At 71.0% G+C, this 16,133-nt stretch carries 14 protein-coding genes and 1 riboswitch; of the genes, 4 read left to right on the plus strand and 10 right to left on the minus strand.

Annotated features, from left to right (window positions below):
* Window positions 1-26: 26 nt before the first annotated feature.
* The 4 genes from CUT39_RS13910 to CUT39_RS20845 all read right to left on the minus strand — a co-directional run bounded on the left by CUT39_RS13910 (window position 27) and on the right by CUT39_RS20845 (window position 5,024).
* On the minus strand, window positions 27-224 hold the full coding sequence (locus tag CUT39_RS13910; protein WP_100447580.1) for a hypothetical protein: 198 nt from the start codon (window positions 222-224) through the stop codon (window positions 27-29).
* 24 nt (window positions 225-248) lie between these two features.
* Window positions 249-2,099: a right-handed parallel beta-helix repeat-containing protein gene (locus CUT39_RS13915; RefSeq protein ID WP_100447582.1), complete on the minus strand. Its 1,851-nt coding sequence runs from the start codon at window positions 2,097-2,099 to the stop codon at window positions 249-251.
* A gap of 195 nt (window positions 2,100-2,294) precedes the next feature.
* A complete protein-coding gene (groL, locus tag CUT39_RS13920) occupies window positions 2,295-3,938 on the minus strand; it encodes a chaperonin GroEL (RefSeq protein WP_100447584.1) in 1,644 nt (547 codons plus the stop codon).
* Window positions 3,939-4,145: 207 nt separating this feature from the next.
* Window positions 4,146-5,024 carry a hypothetical protein gene (locus CUT39_RS20845; RefSeq protein WP_100447586.1) on the minus strand — a complete coding sequence of 293 codons (879 nt, stop codon included), beginning with the start codon at window positions 5,022-5,024 and terminating at the stop codon, window positions 4,146-4,148.
* 138 nt (window positions 5,025-5,162) lie between these two features.
* Here CUT39_RS20845 and CUT39_RS20850 point away from each other — a divergent pair, with 138 nt between their 5' ends.
* Window positions 5,163-5,981, plus strand: coding sequence for a potassium channel family protein (locus tag CUT39_RS20850; RefSeq protein ID WP_198587137.1), 819 nt, complete (start codon window positions 5,163-5,165; stop codon window positions 5,979-5,981).
* Window positions 5,982-6,517: 536 nt separating this feature from the next.
* Here CUT39_RS20850 and thrC read toward each other — a convergent pair.
* The 6 genes from thrC to CUT39_RS13960 all read right to left on the minus strand — a co-directional run bounded on the left by thrC (window position 6,518) and on the right by CUT39_RS13960 (window position 13,180).
* Window positions 6,518-7,780 (minus strand): threonine synthase, encoded by a 1,263-nt coding sequence (gene thrC, locus CUT39_RS13935; protein WP_100447590.1) that lies wholly within the window; start codon window positions 7,778-7,780, stop codon window positions 6,518-6,520.
* 14 nt (window positions 7,781-7,794) lie between these two features.
* Window positions 7,795-7,904, minus strand: a riboswitch (SAM riboswitch).
* Window positions 7,905-8,053: 149 nt separating this feature from the next.
* Window positions 8,054-8,851 (minus strand): dihydropteroate synthase, encoded by a 798-nt coding sequence (folP, locus tag CUT39_RS13940; RefSeq protein WP_100448243.1) that lies wholly within the window; start codon window positions 8,849-8,851, stop codon window positions 8,054-8,056.
* Between the two features lie 83 nt (window positions 8,852-8,934).
* The gene (locus CUT39_RS13945) at window positions 8,935-10,026 is read right to left on the minus strand and encodes a hypothetical protein (RefSeq protein ID WP_157930694.1); all 1,092 of its coding nucleotides are present in this window, start codon (window positions 10,024-10,026) and stop codon (window positions 8,935-8,937) included.
* On the minus strand, window positions 10,027-10,926 hold the full coding sequence (locus tag CUT39_RS13950) for an HAD family hydrolase (RefSeq protein ID WP_198587139.1): 900 nt from the start codon (window positions 10,924-10,926) through the stop codon (window positions 10,027-10,029).
* A 125-nt stretch (window positions 10,927-11,051) separates the two neighbouring features.
* Window positions 11,052-12,212 (minus strand): DUF5667 domain-containing protein, encoded by a 1,161-nt coding sequence (locus CUT39_RS13955; RefSeq protein WP_157930695.1) that lies wholly within the window; start codon window positions 12,210-12,212, stop codon window positions 11,052-11,054.
* 176 nt (window positions 12,213-12,388) lie between these two features.
* Entirely contained in the window at window positions 12,389-13,180 is a 792-nt protein-coding gene (locus CUT39_RS13960) for a sigma-70 family RNA polymerase sigma factor (protein ID WP_100447596.1), read from the minus strand.
* Between the two features lie 382 nt (window positions 13,181-13,562).
* Between CUT39_RS13960 and CUT39_RS13965 the strand changes: the two genes are divergently transcribed.
* From CUT39_RS13965 to CUT39_RS13975, 3 genes are all read left to right on the plus strand, one after another.
* Window positions 13,563-13,811 (plus strand): glutaredoxin family protein, encoded by a 249-nt coding sequence (locus CUT39_RS13965; protein ID WP_100447598.1) that lies wholly within the window; start codon window positions 13,563-13,565, stop codon window positions 13,809-13,811.
* Between the two features lie 356 nt (window positions 13,812-14,167).
* Complete coding sequence (locus CUT39_RS13970; RefSeq protein ID WP_408611157.1) at window positions 14,168-14,812, plus strand: redox-sensing transcriptional repressor Rex; 645 nt, start codon at window positions 14,168-14,170, stop codon at window positions 14,810-14,812.
* Window positions 14,809-16,131 (plus strand): glutamyl-tRNA reductase, encoded by a 1,323-nt coding sequence (locus tag CUT39_RS13975; RefSeq protein WP_100447602.1) that lies wholly within the window; start codon window positions 14,809-14,811, stop codon window positions 16,129-16,131. Before CUT39_RS13970 ends, CUT39_RS13975 begins: the two co-directional genes overlap by 4 nt.
* The last annotated feature ends 2 nt before the right edge of the window (window positions 16,132-16,133 follow it).

The following is a 16,133-nucleotide window of genomic DNA, read 5'->3' on the forward strand; positions in this document are numbered from 1 at the left end:
GCCGCCCAGCCTATTACGAGGCCCGGCTACTCCGGCGCGTCCAGGGCCATGCGGTAGACGACCCGGCCGTCCTCGGTGAGGACCGCGGTCGCGGCGCCCTCGGCGACGAAGTCGCGCCAGTGCTCGCCCAGCCACGACTCGGCGTCGCCCTGACTGCCCAGATCGGCCTCGGGAGTGTCGATGGGGTTGCCGTCGGCGTCTTCGATCTGCCAGGTCCAAGTCATGGGGCCACACTACGCGATCGGACGCTACCAATCGAAGCGGTTGTAGACCGGGATCGTGGCCGGAGTGCGCTCCACGGCGGGAGCCTCCGGCTCCTTGGGGCGGCGGCGGAAGACCGCCGTCAGCGCCAGCAGGACCCACAGCGGCAGCGGCAGCAGCCACAGCCACGCCGGTGAGAAAGGCATCACCGGGATGATCCACATCCCCCGGTCGATCGCATCGAGCACCGCGAGACCGCCTATGAGGCAGGTGAAACCGCCGAAGGCGGTCAGCCCGGCGGCGAACCAGGACCGCCCGGCCAGCAGCCACCCCAGACCCCACAGGCCGATCGCCAGCGCCTCGTAGTCGGCCCGGCCCGACCAGGCGGCGAGCACCATCAGCAGCGCCGCGAAACCGGTGGCGATGGCCGAGAACGTCATCGACATCGGCGGCGGCGGGTTCGCCGACCGGGCCGCGCCGAACCAGCCGGTGCCGGTCAGGAACAGCAGCGCGGCGGCGAACACGACCGCCGACTGGAATTCGAGCCGGTCGGTGAACTGGGCGCCGAACCAGTCGCATCCGGCCGGGGGCGCGCCGCCGTCCAGCGGCCCGATGCCGCACTGCCCGACCTTGTAGGTCTTGACCGGGTCGGCCGCCAGCCGGTCCGGCCCGGGACCGGAGTCGCAGCCGGGCATGACCGCCGGGCTGGTGTGCAGTACACCGGGTTCGGAGAAGCAGTTGCCCTCGCCCTGGCCGTCCCACCACAGGTCGGATCGGTTGCGGTCGCGCCGGCCGTCGTCGCGGAACCCGAACGTGTTGCCCTCGAAGCGGTTGCGGTCCGCGCCGGCCTCGCCGATGTCGGGGTCGCCCCACACCATCGCGGCGGCGGTGTGCTGTCCCCACAGGTGGTTGCCGGCGAACAGCGTGCCGCTGCTCTGGGCGACCAGGACGCCGACGCCGCTGGGGAAGGTCCGGGACGGGCACAGGAGGCCGGTGCTCCAGTCGCGCTCCTCGAGCGGCCCGGTGCAGGCGGCGCCGTCGAGGCGCCCGTAGTGGTCGGCGTTGTTGTCGAAGATCGCATTCGAGCGCGCCTCGAGGTGGTGGTCTCCGGCCGATTCGGTGACGACGAGTCCGGTGGTGTTGTCGTGCAGGCGGTTCGAGGTCAGGAATGCCCTGCTCCGGCCGGTGTCGAGCAGTCCGATGTGGTTCCCGTTCGACTCGCATCCCTCGATCTCGGCCGCGACGTCCTCGATCGCGATGCCGGCGCCGTCGTTCTGCGTCGCGCCGCAGTCGGCCATCCGGACGCCGGCGGAGTCGTCGATCCGCAGCCCGTGGCCGCCGTTCCGGGTGCCGGCGACGCCTTCGACGGTCGCGCCCTCGGCGCCGGTCAGCTCCAGGCCGTTGCCGCGGGCCTGGAGGACGGTGAAGCCCTTGAGGTACAGGCCGGTCGAGTCGTCGGAGGTGATGACCGATTCGGCGGCGTACCCGGCGGCGAACTGGACGTCGGCCGGTCCGTCGCCGAGCCCTTCGATCTGGAGGTCCTCGGCGCCGTCGACCGTGATGGTCTCCTCGACGGTGTACCGGCCGGGCAGGACCAGGATCCGCGATTCGGGGCCGGGTTCGGCCGCCAGGGCGTCGGCGAGGCTCTCGTAGCCGTCGTCCTGGCACTCGGCGAACAGCCGCTCGTTGCGCAGGCGCCGGTTGTAACCGACCTCTTCGTTGCGGGCGGTGAAGTCCTCTTCGTCGTCGATGCACACCAGCAGGTACGGGCCCTCATCGCGGTATTCGGGGGATTCGGTCTCCTGGGCGTGGGCGGGCGCGCCGATCGCGGCGGCGGTGCCGGCGACCAGGGCGCAGAGCGCCGCCGGCGGAAGGGATTTGCGGTAGAACGGGGGCATGCCTCTAGGGTATCCCGGGTCACACGGCGTCCGGACCCGTCGGTCCCCAGGGCGGCATACCGCTCTCGGAGAGCGGCATGCCGCTTGCGCAGTAGGCGCTTTCACCTGTCTGCACTGGCGGACCAATACAGAGAAAGGGAGAGCCACTCACTCTACCGTGAGGGGCCCTCCCCTGCAGCACTCAGATGGGCCGAGTTACATCATGCCCATGCCGCCCATGCCGCCCATGTCGGGCGCACCGCCGCCGCCCCCGGCCGGCTCCTTCTCCGGGATGTCGGCCACGACGGCCTCGGTGGTCAGGAACAGGCCCACGATCGACGCGGCGTTCTGCAGCGCCGAGCGGGTCACCTTGGCCGGGTCCGGGATGCCCGCGGCGAGCATGTCGCCGTAGTCGCCGGTCGCGGCGTTCAGGCCCTCGCCCTTGGGCAGGCCCTTGACCCGCTCGACCACGACGCCGCCCTCGAGGCCGGCGTTCTCGGCGATCGCGCGCAGCGGGGCGCCCAGCGAACGCTGGACGATCTCCACGCCGGTCGCCTCGTCGGCGTTGTCGGTCTCGATCTTGTCGAAAGCGGTCGTGCCGGCCTGCACCAGCGCGGTCCCGCCGCCGGGGAGGATGCCCTCCTCGACCGCGGCCTTCGCGTTGCGCACGGCGTCCTCGATGCGGTGCTTGCGCTCCTTGAGCTCGACCTCGGTAGCGGCGCCGACCTTGATGACGGCCACGCCGCCGGCCAGGCGCGCCAGGCGCTCCTGCAGCTTCTCGCGGTCGTAGTCGGAGTCGGAGTTGTCGATCTCACCGCGGATCTGGTTGATGCGGCCCTTGATCTGGTCCTCATCGCCGGCGCCGTCCACGATGGTGGTCTCATCCTTGCTGATGATGACCTTGTGGGCGCTGCCGAGCATCTCGATGTTGGCGTTCTCGAGCTTGAGGCCCAGCTCCTCGGAGACGACCTGGCCGCCGGTGAGGACGGCGATGTCGCCGAGCATGGCCTTGCGGCGGTCGCCGAAGCCCGGGGCCTTGACGGCGACGGACTTGAACACGCCGCGGACCTTGTTGACGATCAGGGTCGCCAGCGCCTCGGCGTCGACGTCCTCGGCGATGATCAGCAGCGGCTTGCCGGTCTGGGTGACCTTCTCCAGCACCGGGAGCAGGTCCTTGACCGCCGAGATCTTGGAGTTGACGATGAGGATGTACGGGTCGTCGAGGACGGCCTCCATGCGGTCCTGGTCGGTCACGAAGTAACCGGACAGGTAGCCCTTGTCGAAGCGCATGCCCTCGGTGAGCTCCAGGTCGAGGCCGAAGGTGTTCGACTCCTCGACGGTGATGACGCCTTCCTTGCCGACCTTCTCCATGGCCTCGGCGATGATGGCGCCGACGGTGGCGTCGCCGGCCGAGATGGAGGCGGTGCTGGCGATCTGGTCCTCGGTGTCGACCTCGGTGGCCGCGCCCTCGAGCTCGGCGACCACGGCGGCGGTGGCCTTCTCGATGCCGCGCTTGACGGCGATCGGGTTGGCGCCGGCCGCGACCGCGCGCAGGCCCTCCTTGACCAGGGACTGGGCGAGAACGGTGGCCGTCGTGGTGCCGTCACCGGCGACATCGTCGGTCTTCTTGGCGACCTCCTTGACCAGCTCGGCACCGATCTTCTCGTAGGCGTCCTCGAGCTCGATCTCCTTGGCGACGGAGACACCGTCGTTGGTGATCGTGGGGGCGCCCCACTTCTTTTCCAGCACGACGTTGCGGCCCTTGGGGCCGAGGGTCACCTTGACGGCCTCGGCGAGGACGTTCATGCCCCGCTCGAGTCCGCGGCGAGCCTCCTCGTCGAATGCGATCATCTTCGCCATAGCGGATGGCTTCCTTTCGGATAACGTTCGATAGTCGACGGTGAGGCGGCACCCCGCGACGGTGAGCCCGCCTTGACCGGCCGGCCCGACCACCTCATCGCATTTAGCACTCGCACTCTGAGAGTGCCAAAACCAGGTATAGCACTCTCGGAGCGAGAGTGCCAATCCGGGGCGTGAATCAAGTGGTGAGGACCGCTGCACCCGGCCTTACCCGCTCGCCTCCGCCGACAGCGACGTCGCCGACACCGACTCGCGCCGGCCCCGCAGCCAAGCGTAGGCGCACAGGGCCGCGGCCAGGACCCACACCATCGGCACCAGCAGCAGCAGCGACATGACCGCCTCGGTGATCACGATGAGGACCGACGCCGCCCACCCCGAGAACACCGCCGGCCACACCGCGGTCAGGACCGCACCGAGCATCGCGATGAGCACGTTCGCCACCAGCAGCACCAGCACCACGATGATCATCCGACCCAATGCCGGCCAGAACGCCGAGTGCGTCAACCGCACCGAACGGGCGTACGGGCTGCGGCGGTGCTCGAACGTGGCCGCCGGGACCATCAGGCTCAGCGCGAACAGCGCCCACAGGCCCGGCAGCACGCACAGCACCAGCCCGACCGCGACGGTCAGCCACGCCAGTATCAGCCACGGCCAGAACCTCCAGCCGCGCCGCAACCCGAACGCGAACGCCTCGCCGACGCTGAGGAAGCCGCCGGCCGCCTCGGCGGCCGCCGTCCGCGTCGCCGCCAGACCCGCGGCCCCCATCAGATAGAGCAGCACCAGCCCCAGCAGCCCGCCGACGACCGCCGCCGGCAGGCCCGGCCACCACATCCCGCCCACCTCGCCCCATGCGAGGCCGTCCAGATCGAGTTCGGGGCCGGTGAAGGTCCGGTAGGTGCCGTAGACCCAGCGCGGCAGCACCACCCCGACCAGCAGAATCAGCCCCATGGTGCGCCACGAGCGCCCCACCGTGCGGAGCGAGGCCGTCCACCAGGCCTCGAAACCGTCGGTCACCAGCGGGTCGCCGCCGAACCGGCTCGACGAACCGCTCGGATCCTCGGTGTTCCAGTACGGGTCGTCGCTCATGGTCGGATCCTAAGCCCGCGGCACGGACATACTCGGCCAATTCACTCCACCGGGCAAGCCGGACGATGCGTGCGGTCGAGCACATATCCCCTGGCTGGCGGGGTTGCGGATCCGGTGGGGATCGATACCCTGGGGCGCGTGCCTGGATCAACGCCATCCCTAGCGGAACAACAGCAGCGCTGGCCCGAGCAGCTCACGGCCTGGGAACGCGCGACGAACACACCGCTGTTCGTGCTCGCGCTGCTGTTCCTGATCGCCTACGCGGCGCCGATCCTCTACCCGCAGTTGCCGGGCTGGGTCGATTCGGTCAGCTCCCTGGTGAACCTGGCGGTGTGGGCGCTGTTCGCGGTCGACTTCGCCGTGCGCCTGTACCTGGCCGGAAGCGGCCGCAGGTGGCGGTTCGTCTACACGCACCCGCTGGACGTGATCATGGTGCTGATCCCGCTGGCGCGCCCGCTGCGGCTGGTGCGGATGGTCCTGGTGTTCATCGAGGCGATCAGCAGGCACGCCCGCACCTCGCTGCGCACCAAGGCGGGCGTGTACATCACCGGGGTGACCATGATGATCCTGCTGGTGGCGAGCCTGGCGATCCTCGATTCCGAGCAGCACGCGGACGGCTCGCAGATCACCAGCTTCGGTGACGCGCTGTGGTGGTCGGTGGTGACCGCCTCGACCGTCGGCTACGGCGACATGGTGCCGCAGACCACCGGCGGCCGGATCGTGGCCTCGATGCTCATGTTCGCGGCGATCGGCCTGGTCGGACTCGTCAGCGGCTCGCTCGCCTCCTGGTTCGTCGACCGGGTCAAGACCCAGGACGACCGGGACGACCGCGCCGAGGCCGAGGACCTGGACCGGCGCCTGGCCGCCCTGGAGGCCCAGGTCGCCGAGATCCACGCGGTCCTGGTGGGCGGCCGCGGCGAGGAGGAGTCGGCGCTGCCTAAGCAGCCGCGGAATTAGGCGCGACGCCCTCCGGACGAGATTCGGTGTGGCCGGGCCGCACGTGCGGAGTTCTCCGTATCTCCTCGATTCACGACCGGGGTTGGTCACGGTCCGGGTCGTGGATCACTTCGACGGGCGCGCCACGGGTGCGTGGATTCCTTCAGAAGCGACCGGACCGTGGACGTCCTCGGGCCAAGGGAACCGAGGGGACACGACCACTAGAAGGCGGCTGAGATTCGGCGGGGAGCCGCTGCCGGCACTGCCGCGAAACCCGTTGAGGCCGAGGGAACGTGGGAGGGAATTGGTCGGGAGACCGCAGTTCCTGACACCGGCTGGCGCTGCTCGACACGTTCTAGCCCCAGGACTCGCAGTCAACCGGGTGAGTGGCGACAGGACAACTGCGGCCTCCCGCACAAAGAATTCTGGCGCATTCACTGAATGGGGTCAAGGCCCCAGGTTCGCTTCATTCTGTCGGGTAGCCGACAGTTCACTTCACATCGGTCACGGAGAGTGATAATTTCGGGAGTTGGGCAAGCGCTTCACAAGCCATCCACTCAGGATCCCAACAGGCCCGACTCCCGTGCCGACTTCAGCGACGGCTTCACGGTGTGCGTGGGTCCCACCAGGGAAGATACCGCATCCAGGGTCTTGAGTCCGTCGCCGGTGTTGTAGATGACGGTCTCCGCTTCGGGGTCCAACTGCCCCGATTCCAGAAGCTTACGGAGCGTAGCCACCACGACCCCGCCGGCCGTTTCAGCGAAAACTCCCGTCGTGGAGGCGAGCAGCTTGATACCGTCCCGGATCTCGTCGTCGGTCACCTTCGCCATGCCGCCACCGGTCGACCGGCACGCCTCGATGGCGTACGGACCGGCCGCGGGGTCGCCGATGTTGAGGCTCTTGGCGATCCCGGTCGGTTTGACCGGGGTGATGACGTCGGTCCCGGCACCGTATGCATCGGCGATCGGGCTGCATCCGGCCGACTGGGCGCCGAAGACCCGGACCTTGCCGGGGTCGGTCAGCCCGATCTCGGCGGTCTCGTCGAAGGCCTTGTGGATCTTGGTCAGCAGCTCGCCGGAGGCCATCGGCACCACCGCCTGCTCGGGCAGGCGCCAGCCGAGCTGCTCGGCGACCTCGTAGCCGAGGGTCTTCGAACCCTCCGCGTAGTAGGGCCGGATGTTGACGTTGACGAACGCGGTGTTCTCGAACTCGTCGGTCTCGGTCAGCTCCGAGCACAGTCGGTTCACATCGTCGTAGGAGCCCTCGACGGCCACCAGTTGGCCGCCGTAGACGGCGGTCTGCACGATCTTGCCCGGCTCCAGGTCGTGGGGGACGAACACGGTCGAGGGGATGCCGGCGCGGGCGGCGTGCGCGGCCACCGAGTTGGCGAGGTTCCCGGTCGACGCGCAGGCGAAGCGGTCGAAGCCGAGCTTGACCGCGGCCGACACGGCCGTGGAGACCACCCGGTCCTTGAACGAATGGGTGGGGTTGGCGCTGTCGTCCTTGACCCACAGCTTCCGCATCCCCAGGGCCCGCGCGAGGTGGGGGGCGTCGATCAGCGGCGTCAGGCCGGGATCGAGGGTGACCCGGTCGGCCGGGTCGACGCCGACCGGCAGGAGCGGGGCGTACCGCCAGAGGTTCTGCGGACCGGCCTCGATGCGCTCGCGGGTCACTCCCGCGAGCGCGGCGGTGTCGTAGTCGACCTCGAGCGGCCCGAAACAGTGCCAGCAGGCATGCTGGGCGACCAGGTCGTAGGTGGCGCCGCAGTTGCGGCAGGCGAGACCCTTGGCAGGCGAGTCGGTGACGACCATGTTGGACATGCGAGAAGGCTCCTCCCTCATCTTCCCCGCTTGGCGGGCCGGAATTGGCACCTGCCGACATGAGAGCCGCCGGTGGTTGCCGCAGCGTCGTCGGGCCGGACCCCTCAGCTGCTCTGGATGAAGTACGACGCGAATGCTACGGGCGTGCGGCCGAAGGCGGCAACCGAAGTTCCATGGAGTGGAACCCGAGGCAGGACCGCGAAGCGGCGTCGCCGAGCGAACGCGAACGGTTCATGATCCTACAGGATATATCCTATTTCCTATAGGATTCGCTCAGGCGGCGTGCTTGGTCTCGAGCCACACCGCCCTGGCGTCGGCGGTGCCGGCCACGTCGTGGACCCGCACGCCCCACGCCCCGGCCTCGAACGCCAGCACCGAGGTGGCGAGCGTCGCGGCCTCCCGCTGCCCGACCGGCCGCAGCTTGCCGCTCTCGTCGGCCAGCAGCCGGCCCAGGTACGACTTGCGCGAGGAGGCGAACAGCACCGGATAGCCCAGCGCCACGAACTCGTGCAGCCGCGCCGACAGCCGCCAATTGTGCTCGGGGGACTTCGCGAAGCCGAGACCCGGATCGATCACGAGCCGACTCGCGTCCACCCCCGACTCCAGCGCCGCCTCGACGCGGTCCTCCAGCTCGGCCTTCACATCGGCCACCACGTTCTCGTACTGCGCGAGCCGCTGCATGTCGCGCGAATGACCGCGCCAGTGCATCAGGATCCACCGCACCCCCGCGTCGGCGACCACCCCGGCCATGTCCGGATCGGCCAGACCGCCCGAGACGTCGTTGACCACGCTCGCCCCGGCCTCGATCGCGGCCGAGGCCACCGCGGCCCGGGTGGTGTCGATCGAGACGGTCAGGCCCCGCTCGGCCAGCGCGGACACCACGTCGACGACCCGGGAGGCCTCGGTGGCGGCGTCGACCCGATCGGCTCCCGGCCGGGTGGACTCCCCGCCGACGTCGATCATGTCGGCCCCCTCGGCGGCCATCTGCTCGCCGTGTCCCACCGCGTCGGCGAAATCGAGGTAGCGCCCGCCGTCGGAGAAGGAATCGGGGGTGACGTTGAGGATTCCCATGATCCGGGGCGCGGCCGGAGCGGTGTCGTCTGGTGCGGTCACGATCCCGACCGTACCCCCGGCCCTCCGCCGGACGAACCCGATCAAGACAGGTCGGTGAGGTCCAGCACGTGCCATCGGAGCAGCCCGCCCGAGCCGGTCGACCACCACAGCCGCCGCGTGTCGGCGCCGGTCCTCCCCGCCGCGGAGGCGACCAGGTAGGTATCGGCGCTTTCGAGGTCGAACAGCGTCAGGCGCGACCCGTCCCCGGCGGCCGCGGTCGACTCTTCAAGCGCCTCAAAGCGGTCGATCAGGCCGACGTCCGTCGAGACCGCGGAGGCGAACCCCTCGGCCACCGTCACCCGCTCCGTCCCGTCCGGACGGACCAGGTCCACCCGGGAGCCGTCGCCGGCCGTGACCACGATGCGGCACCACGTCGCCGAGCACATCGCCAACTCGTCCCGCCCTGCCGGCAGCAGGATCTCTGCGTCCCCGTCGGTGCGCACCAGCTCGGTCCCGCCGACCGCGTCGGAACCGGCGCCGGTCAGCCACGGCCACGCCGCGGCCCGCCACGCCCCCTCGCGGCCGACCACCTCGACCTCGCCGCCGCCGACGCCGATCGAGCGATGCTCGGTGACGCGCTCGCCGCCGCGGGCGCTGGCCAGCCAGTGGAGCTGCTCGGCCGCGAACTGGAGGTCGTAGGCGCTCCCGGACACGACCACATCGCCGGTGTCGGCGGTGAGGGACTCGGCCGGTGCCGGGCGGCCGTCGGACCCGCGCTCGGCGGTCCACAGCTCCGACACCACCCGTCCCGATTCGTCCGGTGTGGACTCGATCCAGGCCAGGCGCCGCTCGGTCGCGGCGGCGGCGACCACGCCCGGGACGCCACCGGGCTCGGCGACGACGCTCGCGCTCGCCTTCGGGCCCGCCCCGGCACGCTCGACATAGAGGAGCCTGCCGTCCTCGTCGGTGCCGAGCGCGATCCGGTCGTCCAGGAACGACAGCGGCTCCCACGGTTCGCCGCCGACCGTCCCGGGCCAGTCGACCGGTTCCAGATCCCAGGTCTCCCAGACCGTCGGCGCCCGGTCGGCCACCGGAGCGGTGACCGCTGCCTCCCGTTCGGGCGGCGGCCAGACCAGCCAGGCGACGGCGAGCACCATCGCACCGGCGAGCGTGAGCCGTTGAGGATGACGCATCTACTCGCGTTCGCGTCCCCGCAGCAGATACAGCAGTCCGGCGGCGACGCCCGCGGCGGCGGCCGACGGCAGGGCCAGCCGGGCGGCGCGGCGCCCGCGCCGGTAATCGAAGACCGGCCAGCCGTGGTGGCGGGCCTGGCGGGCCAGGCGCGTGTCCGGATTGACCGCGATGGCCCTGCCGACCTTGCGCAGCATCGGAAGGTCGTTGGCCGAATCGGAATAGGCGGTGCAGTCCGACAGGTCGAGCCGCCGCTCGGCCGCCAGGGCGGCGATGCCGGCGGCCTTGGCCGGGCCGTGCATGAGGTCGCCGACCAGGCGGCCGGTGTAGCAGCCGTCGGCGACCTCGGCGATCGTGCCGAGGGCGCCGGTGAGCCCGAGCCGGGCGGCGATGACCTCGGCCAGTTCGATGGGGCTGGCGGTCACCAGCCACACCTCCTGGTCGAGTTCGAGGTGCCGTTCGGCCAGGCGCTGCACGGGAGCCAGGATGCGCGGGGAGATGTCGCGGTCCACGACCTCCTCGCACAGCCGCCGCATCTCCGCGACCGGGAAGCCGGCCACGAGCTCCAGAGCCGAGGACTTGACCGACTGCATGTGGCCCCGGTGCTCGGTCCCCTGGACCTTGAAGCGGGCCTGCTTCCAGGCGAAACCGGCGATGTCGCGGCCGGAGAGCACGCCGCGCCGGGCGAGCCCGCGCGCCAGCCAGTAGATCGAGGCACCGTGCATGAAGGTGTTGTCGACGTCGAAGAACGCGGCGATGGGCCGGCGGGCGCTCTCGTCGTCGCCGGGCGCGCCGGGCTGGACTACGACGCTCTGGTGTCGCGCGACGCTGCGCCCGCCGACCCGCGGGGCCGACGGACGGGGGACGCAAGAGGCGCTGATGGAAGCCTCGATCTCAGACACCCTGAAAGCCTACCGGTCGAAGACGGACGCCCTGTAACGCTCGTTCGCGCGCCCGGTGAACTTCGCGTGTGAGCCCGGTGACGCGCGCGAGCGAACCGCGCGCTCCGGGCCGCCGCGAGCGGGCCTCAGCCGAGCAGGTCCGACACGACGCCCGACACATCGTCGAGCACGCCCTCGTCCTCGACCTCGTCGTCACCGGAGTCCTCGTCGTCGGCGGGAGAAGAGGACTCGTCCGGCTCCGGCGCGTCGCTCGTCTCGTCCGCGCTCGAGTCGGACGAGACCTCGGCTTCCGGTTCCCGGTCCTCACCGCCGGGCTCGGAGCCCGGCTCAGACCCGTCGGGCTCGGTCTCGCCCGAGCCCGGGTCGCCGGATCCGGCGCCGTCGCTCCCGTCGGGGCCGGCGCACTCGCCGGGCAGCGGACCGAGCAGATCGTCGGGGCCGCCGGAGGCGGTGCAACCGAGCGACTCGCGCAGCTCCACCGACCTGACCGCCGCCGACTCCAGCAGCTCCAGCAGGTCCTCCGCGGCCTCCCCGGCCTCCCCGTCGAGGTCGGCCACCAGGTCCTCGAGCGCCCAGCGGTGCTCGTTGGCGAACAGGTCGACATAGTCGAGCGGGTCCTCCTCGCCCCGCTCCACCGCCAGCGACCCCAGCAGCGAGGTGCCGTCGCGCACCTCGCCCGCGGCGTCGTCGAGCGCCCGGGCCACGGCCTCGTCGTCGCCGGCGACGGCCTCGGCCTCCTGGATGCGGGTGCGCGCGAACTCCAGGTGGAGCTGGCCCCGGCCGAGGTCGTTGCCGGCCAGCGCCAACTGGGCGCGCTCGGTGGACCGTTTGACCTCGTACAACGTCTCGCCGGGCAGTGCGTCGCCGGAGGCCGCCGACACCCCGGAGATCGCGACGGTGCCGGTCAGCAGCGCGGCGATGATCGCCATCCGCCTGCCGCCCCTGGGGCGCCGCGGGAACAGCTCGCCGACGACCGGCGGCCGCTCGGATTCGGGCACGGACGCGCTGGCGCGGTGGCGCGCGGTGGCGCCGATGCCCTCGGCGCCGGCGACGGCCATCAGCCGCCGCCGCGTGGCCTCGCGCCACCGGTCCGACGGGGCGGCGGCGGCCGCGGCCTGCTCACCGAGATCTTCCAGCCGTTCGGTGACGTGGAGTAGTTCGGCGAGCTCTGTATCTGAAGTACCCGATGCGCGAGCACTGCGGCTCGGTTGAGGGTGGGCGGACGGGTCGGAATCAAGCCGACTGGCGAACGCGTCCGCGCGCCGGCGCTCCAAGGGATTGAGCATCACCGGGCACACCCCCTCTCACTGCATGGTTCGGGCACTTGTACCTAGAACAACGCACGAATAGCCCCTGAGGTTACGGTCTGGCCTGGCGGCGTCTGACGTGGTCTGGGCCTCATCGCCCAGGTAGATCGGCTGCTGTCGGGTATCCGACAGTCACTGGTCCGGTCCGCGGCCGTTCAGCCGCGGAAGCCCTCGGGCAGGAGCCGGGCGAGGGTGCGGACCGCCCGGTACTGCAGGGCTTTGACCGCCCCCTCGTTCTTGTCCATGGTTCGGGCGGTCTCGGCGACCGTGAAGCCCTGGAGGAACCGCAGGACGATGCATTCCTGCTGGTCGGGGTTGAGCTTCTTGACGGCGGTGAGGAGGGTGGCGTTGGTGAGCCGCTCCAGCGCCGCGGTCTCCGGCGAGTTCGTGGGGTCGGTTTCGGGCGAGTCGGCGCCGAGCACGTCCGGCTTGGCGATCTCGAGCCGGTAGCGGCCGGACTTGAAGTGGTCGACCACCAGGTTCCGCGCGATCGTCACCAGCCACGCCCCGAAGGCCCGGCCCTGCCAGGAGAAACTGGAGATCCGCCGCAGCGCCCGCAGGAAGGTCTCGGAGGCGAGGTCCTCGGCGAGCTGCGCGTTGTTCACGCGGAAGTAGATGTAGCGGTAGACCGTCTCGCTGTAGCGGTCGTAGATGTCGCCGAAGGCCCCGGCGTCGCCTGCCTGTGCCCGTGCGACCAGCGCGGCGACCTCTTCGCCGTCGACCCGGTCCTCGGTCTCGCGGCGGTGCCCGTCACCGGGCGGGGACGCCTCGGCGGTCCGGCCGGTGGCCCCGATGCGGGCCCGCTCCTGTTCGGCGGTGCCGGTGTCGAGACTCAGCACCGCCCACAGTGCATGCCGCAGCCGCTCCAGGCCCCCGGCCGCCTCGCGGGGTGCGGCACCGACGAGCGAGACGCCGTGCCGTTCAGGGGCGTGTGGTTCGGTGAGCATTGCCAACTGATGGCTCGCAAGCGCCGCCGTGGCTGGTGCAGTACCGGACACTATTGGCCTCCTCGTGTGAGGGGTCGGGCCGAGTCATGCGATCGGGTCCCGCAGGGACTGACCCGGCTGAGTCTAGGAATCGCGTCGGCCTGCGAGGGGGATTTGGAGTCGGCGTGTCGCTGTGAGTGACGGTCGCGGCCATGTCGATGCAGGCGCCCGGAGCGGGGCGCGGCGTATCCTTGTTCGCGGGGGCGGAATCCCACCATTGCCTCCCCAGTCGTTCAGCGGTCCGATGGATCGAACTTGGCTCTGGGTCAATCGTGATCGAGGAATGACAGAGCGTGTCGCACAAACGGTGCGATCGTCCGGATGGTTTTCCGCGAGCCGGAGGGTGCGAGTGAACAGGCTGACACTGCTGACTACAAAGGATTGTCATCTCTGCGGAGAGGCGCGCGCCGACCTGGAGGCGGTCAGCCGGTCCGCCGGCGTCGCCTGGACCGAGATCGACGTCGCCACCGATCCGGACCTGGCCCGCGAGTACGGCGACCGGCTGCCGGTGGTCCTGCTCGACGGTGCCGAGCACGGCTACTGGGAGGTCGACGTCGACCGGCTCGAGCGCGACCTGGCCGCGAGCGCCTGAGCCGCCCCGCCCGGCCGGGCGGCGACGCGCCGAGGAATTTCCAATTCGTCCCCGTTCGGGCGGTCCGGGGGAGAATCGGGACGACGGCGACTCGCCGGGCGGCACCGAAGGTCCGGTACAGCCGAGCTGCGCTCGGCGAAACGGGGGTGCACCGGATCGACGCCCGCGAGTCGCCTCGACCACGCCCTGCCGGGACATGGTGAGCATTGCCTGTGCGACCCGGCCCGCGGCCGACGTCCTAAGCTGAGTAACTCATCACGACGACGCGGCTCGACGGAGTGCTGACATTGACGACCACCGGCGAAGGCACCGACCACCAGGCACCCGGGCACGCACTCCCGACGACGGCCGCCGACCTGCCGGCCGCCACGGTCCGGCGCCTGCCCGAGTACCTGCGCGCCCTCCACGCCCTCACCGACTCCGGGGTCGACACCGTCTCCTCCGAGACGCTCGCCGCCGCCACGGGCGTCAACTCCGCGATGCTCCGCAAGGACCTGTCGCAACTCGGCGCCTCCGGGATGCGCGGGGTCGGCTACAACGTGGCCACGCTCGCCTCCTATATCGCCGGGGTGCTCGGTCTCACCAAATTCTCCCGCGTTGCCATCATCGGCCTCGGTCACCTGGGGCAGGCCCTCGCGCGCTACCCCGGATTCTCCGACCGCGGCTTCGCCATCGTTGGCCTCTTCGACGCCGACCCGGGCATCATAGGGAAGGACCTGGACGGGCGGGAAGTGCGCGACGTGGCGCAACTGTCCGGGGCCGTACGCGACGAAGGCATCAACATAGGGGTGATCGCCACACCTGAGTCGGCCGCCCAACCTGTGGCCGATGTCCTCGTCCAAGCTGGTGTCACCAGCATTCTCAACTTCGCGCCATGCGTGCTCGCCGTACCCGAGGGTGTGGCGGTCCGCAAAGTCGATCTGGCCGTCGAGTTGCAGATCCTGTCCTTCCACGAACACCACAAGACGCTGAGACGTCAACAGACGGGAACGGTGAAGTGAACCTCCTGGTAGTCGGCATTTCGCACCGCAGTGCGGCGGTCGAGACGCTGGAACGACTCGCATTGGACACCGAGGCGGGCTCGCGCCTGGCCGGCAGGCTCCTGGCCGGCGGCGACGTCCGCGAGGCCGTCGTGCTCTCCACCTGCAACCGGGTGGAGGTCTACGCCGCGGCCGCGACCTTCCACGGCGCCCTGTCGGCCATCGTCGACGAGCTCCACGACCTGTGGGGCTACGCCGATTACGAAGCGGCCCTCGATTTCGCCGCCTGCGGCTACGTCCGCCACGGCAACGACGCGGTCGCCCACGCCTTCCGCGTGGCCGCCGGGCTCGACTCGATGGTCGCCGGCGAGCCCCAGATCCTCGGGCAGTTGCGGGAGGCCTACGACGCCGCCCGTGAGCGCGATCACGTCGGCCGCCACCTGCACGACCTGTTCCAGCAGGCCCTGCGCGTCGGCAAGCGCGTCCACGCCGAGACCGACGTCGACGCCCACGCCCCCTCGATCGTCACCGCCGCCCTGGACCTGGCCGAACGCTCGCTCGGCAGGCCGCTGCGCGAGGCCGACGCCGCCGTGGTCGGCGCCGGCGCGATGGGCGGCCTCGCCACCGCCACGCTCGCCCGCTCCGGTGCGCGCAACCTGGCCGTGGCCAACCGCGACTCCGGCCGAGCCGAGCGGCTCGCCGCCGAGTACGGCGCCCGCGCGGCCGGCGAGGAGGACCTGGCCGGTCTCGTCGCCGGGTCCGACCTGGTCGTGGCCGCCACCGCCTCGCCCCGGCCGGTCATCGACGCGGCTGTGGTGGCGGACCGGCGCGAGCGCCTGGTGATCTGCGACCTGGCCCTGCCGCGCGACGTCGCCGAGGAGGTCGCCCGGATCGAGGGCGTGACCGTCATCGACATCGCCGAGATCCAGCGCGCCCATGCCGGCGGCGCCGGCGCCGAGACCATCGCCCAGGTCGAGCGGCTCATCGAGGAGGAGCTCACCGCTTACACCGAGGCGCTCAAGGCCGACTCGGTGACCCCCACCGTCGCGGCCCTGCGGACGGCCGCCGCCGACATCGTCGACGCCGAGCTGGCCCGCGTCGCCCGCCGCGGCGACTTCACCGAGGACCAGCGCGCCGAGGTCGCCCGCACCGTCCACCGGGTGGTGCAGCGGCTGCTCCACGAGCCGACGGTCCGGGTCCGCGAGCTCGGCGGCCGGCCCGGGGCCCCCGATTACGCCAAGGCGCTGCGCGACCTGTTCGCCCTGGCGCCCGAAGGGCTGAGCTCACCGGACGAGGGCACCCTCGCCGAAGCACTCAAAATCAAGCCGGAAGGGGAGTAGCG

Source organism: Glycomyces xiaoerkulensis (assembly GCF_002798405.1).
In the GTDB taxonomy this organism is placed as follows: domain Bacteria; phylum Actinomycetota; class Actinomycetes; order Mycobacteriales; family Micromonosporaceae; genus Glycomyces; species Glycomyces xiaoerkulensis.

Excerpts from the sequence above, each read along its gene's own strand:
- CUT39_RS13910 (WP_100447580.1), bottom strand. The coding sequence starts at position 224 with ATGACTTGGACCTGGCAGATCGAAGACGCCGACGGCAACCCCATCGAC.
- CUT39_RS13915 (WP_100447582.1), bottom strand. The coding sequence starts at position 2,099 with ATGCCCCCGTTCTACCGCAAATCCCTTCCGCCGGCGGCGCTCTGCGCC.
- groL (WP_100447584.1), bottom strand. The coding sequence starts at position 3,938 with ATGGCGAAGATGATCGCATTCGACGAGGAGGCTCGCCGCGGACTCGAG.
- CUT39_RS20845 (WP_100447586.1), bottom strand. The coding sequence starts at position 5,024 with ATGAGCGACGACCCGTACTGGAACACCGAGGATCCGAGCGGTTCGTCG.
- thrC (WP_100447590.1), bottom strand. The coding sequence starts at position 7,780 with ATGTCCAACATGGTCGTCACCGACTCGCCTGCCAAGGGTCTCGCCTGC.
- folP (WP_100448243.1), bottom strand. The coding sequence starts at position 8,851 with ATGGGAATCCTCAACGTCACCCCCGATTCCTTCTCCGACGGCGGGCGC.
- CUT39_RS13945 (WP_157930694.1), bottom strand. The coding sequence starts at position 10,026 with ATGCGTCATCCTCAACGGCTCACGCTCGCCGGTGCGATGGTGCTCGCC.
- CUT39_RS13955 (WP_157930695.1), bottom strand. The coding sequence starts at position 12,212 with ATGCTCAATCCCTTGGAGCGCCGGCGCGCGGACGCGTTCGCCAGTCGG.
- CUT39_RS13960 (WP_100447596.1), bottom strand. The coding sequence starts at position 13,180 with ATGCTCACCGAACCACACGCCCCTGAACGGCACGGCGTCTCGCTCGTC.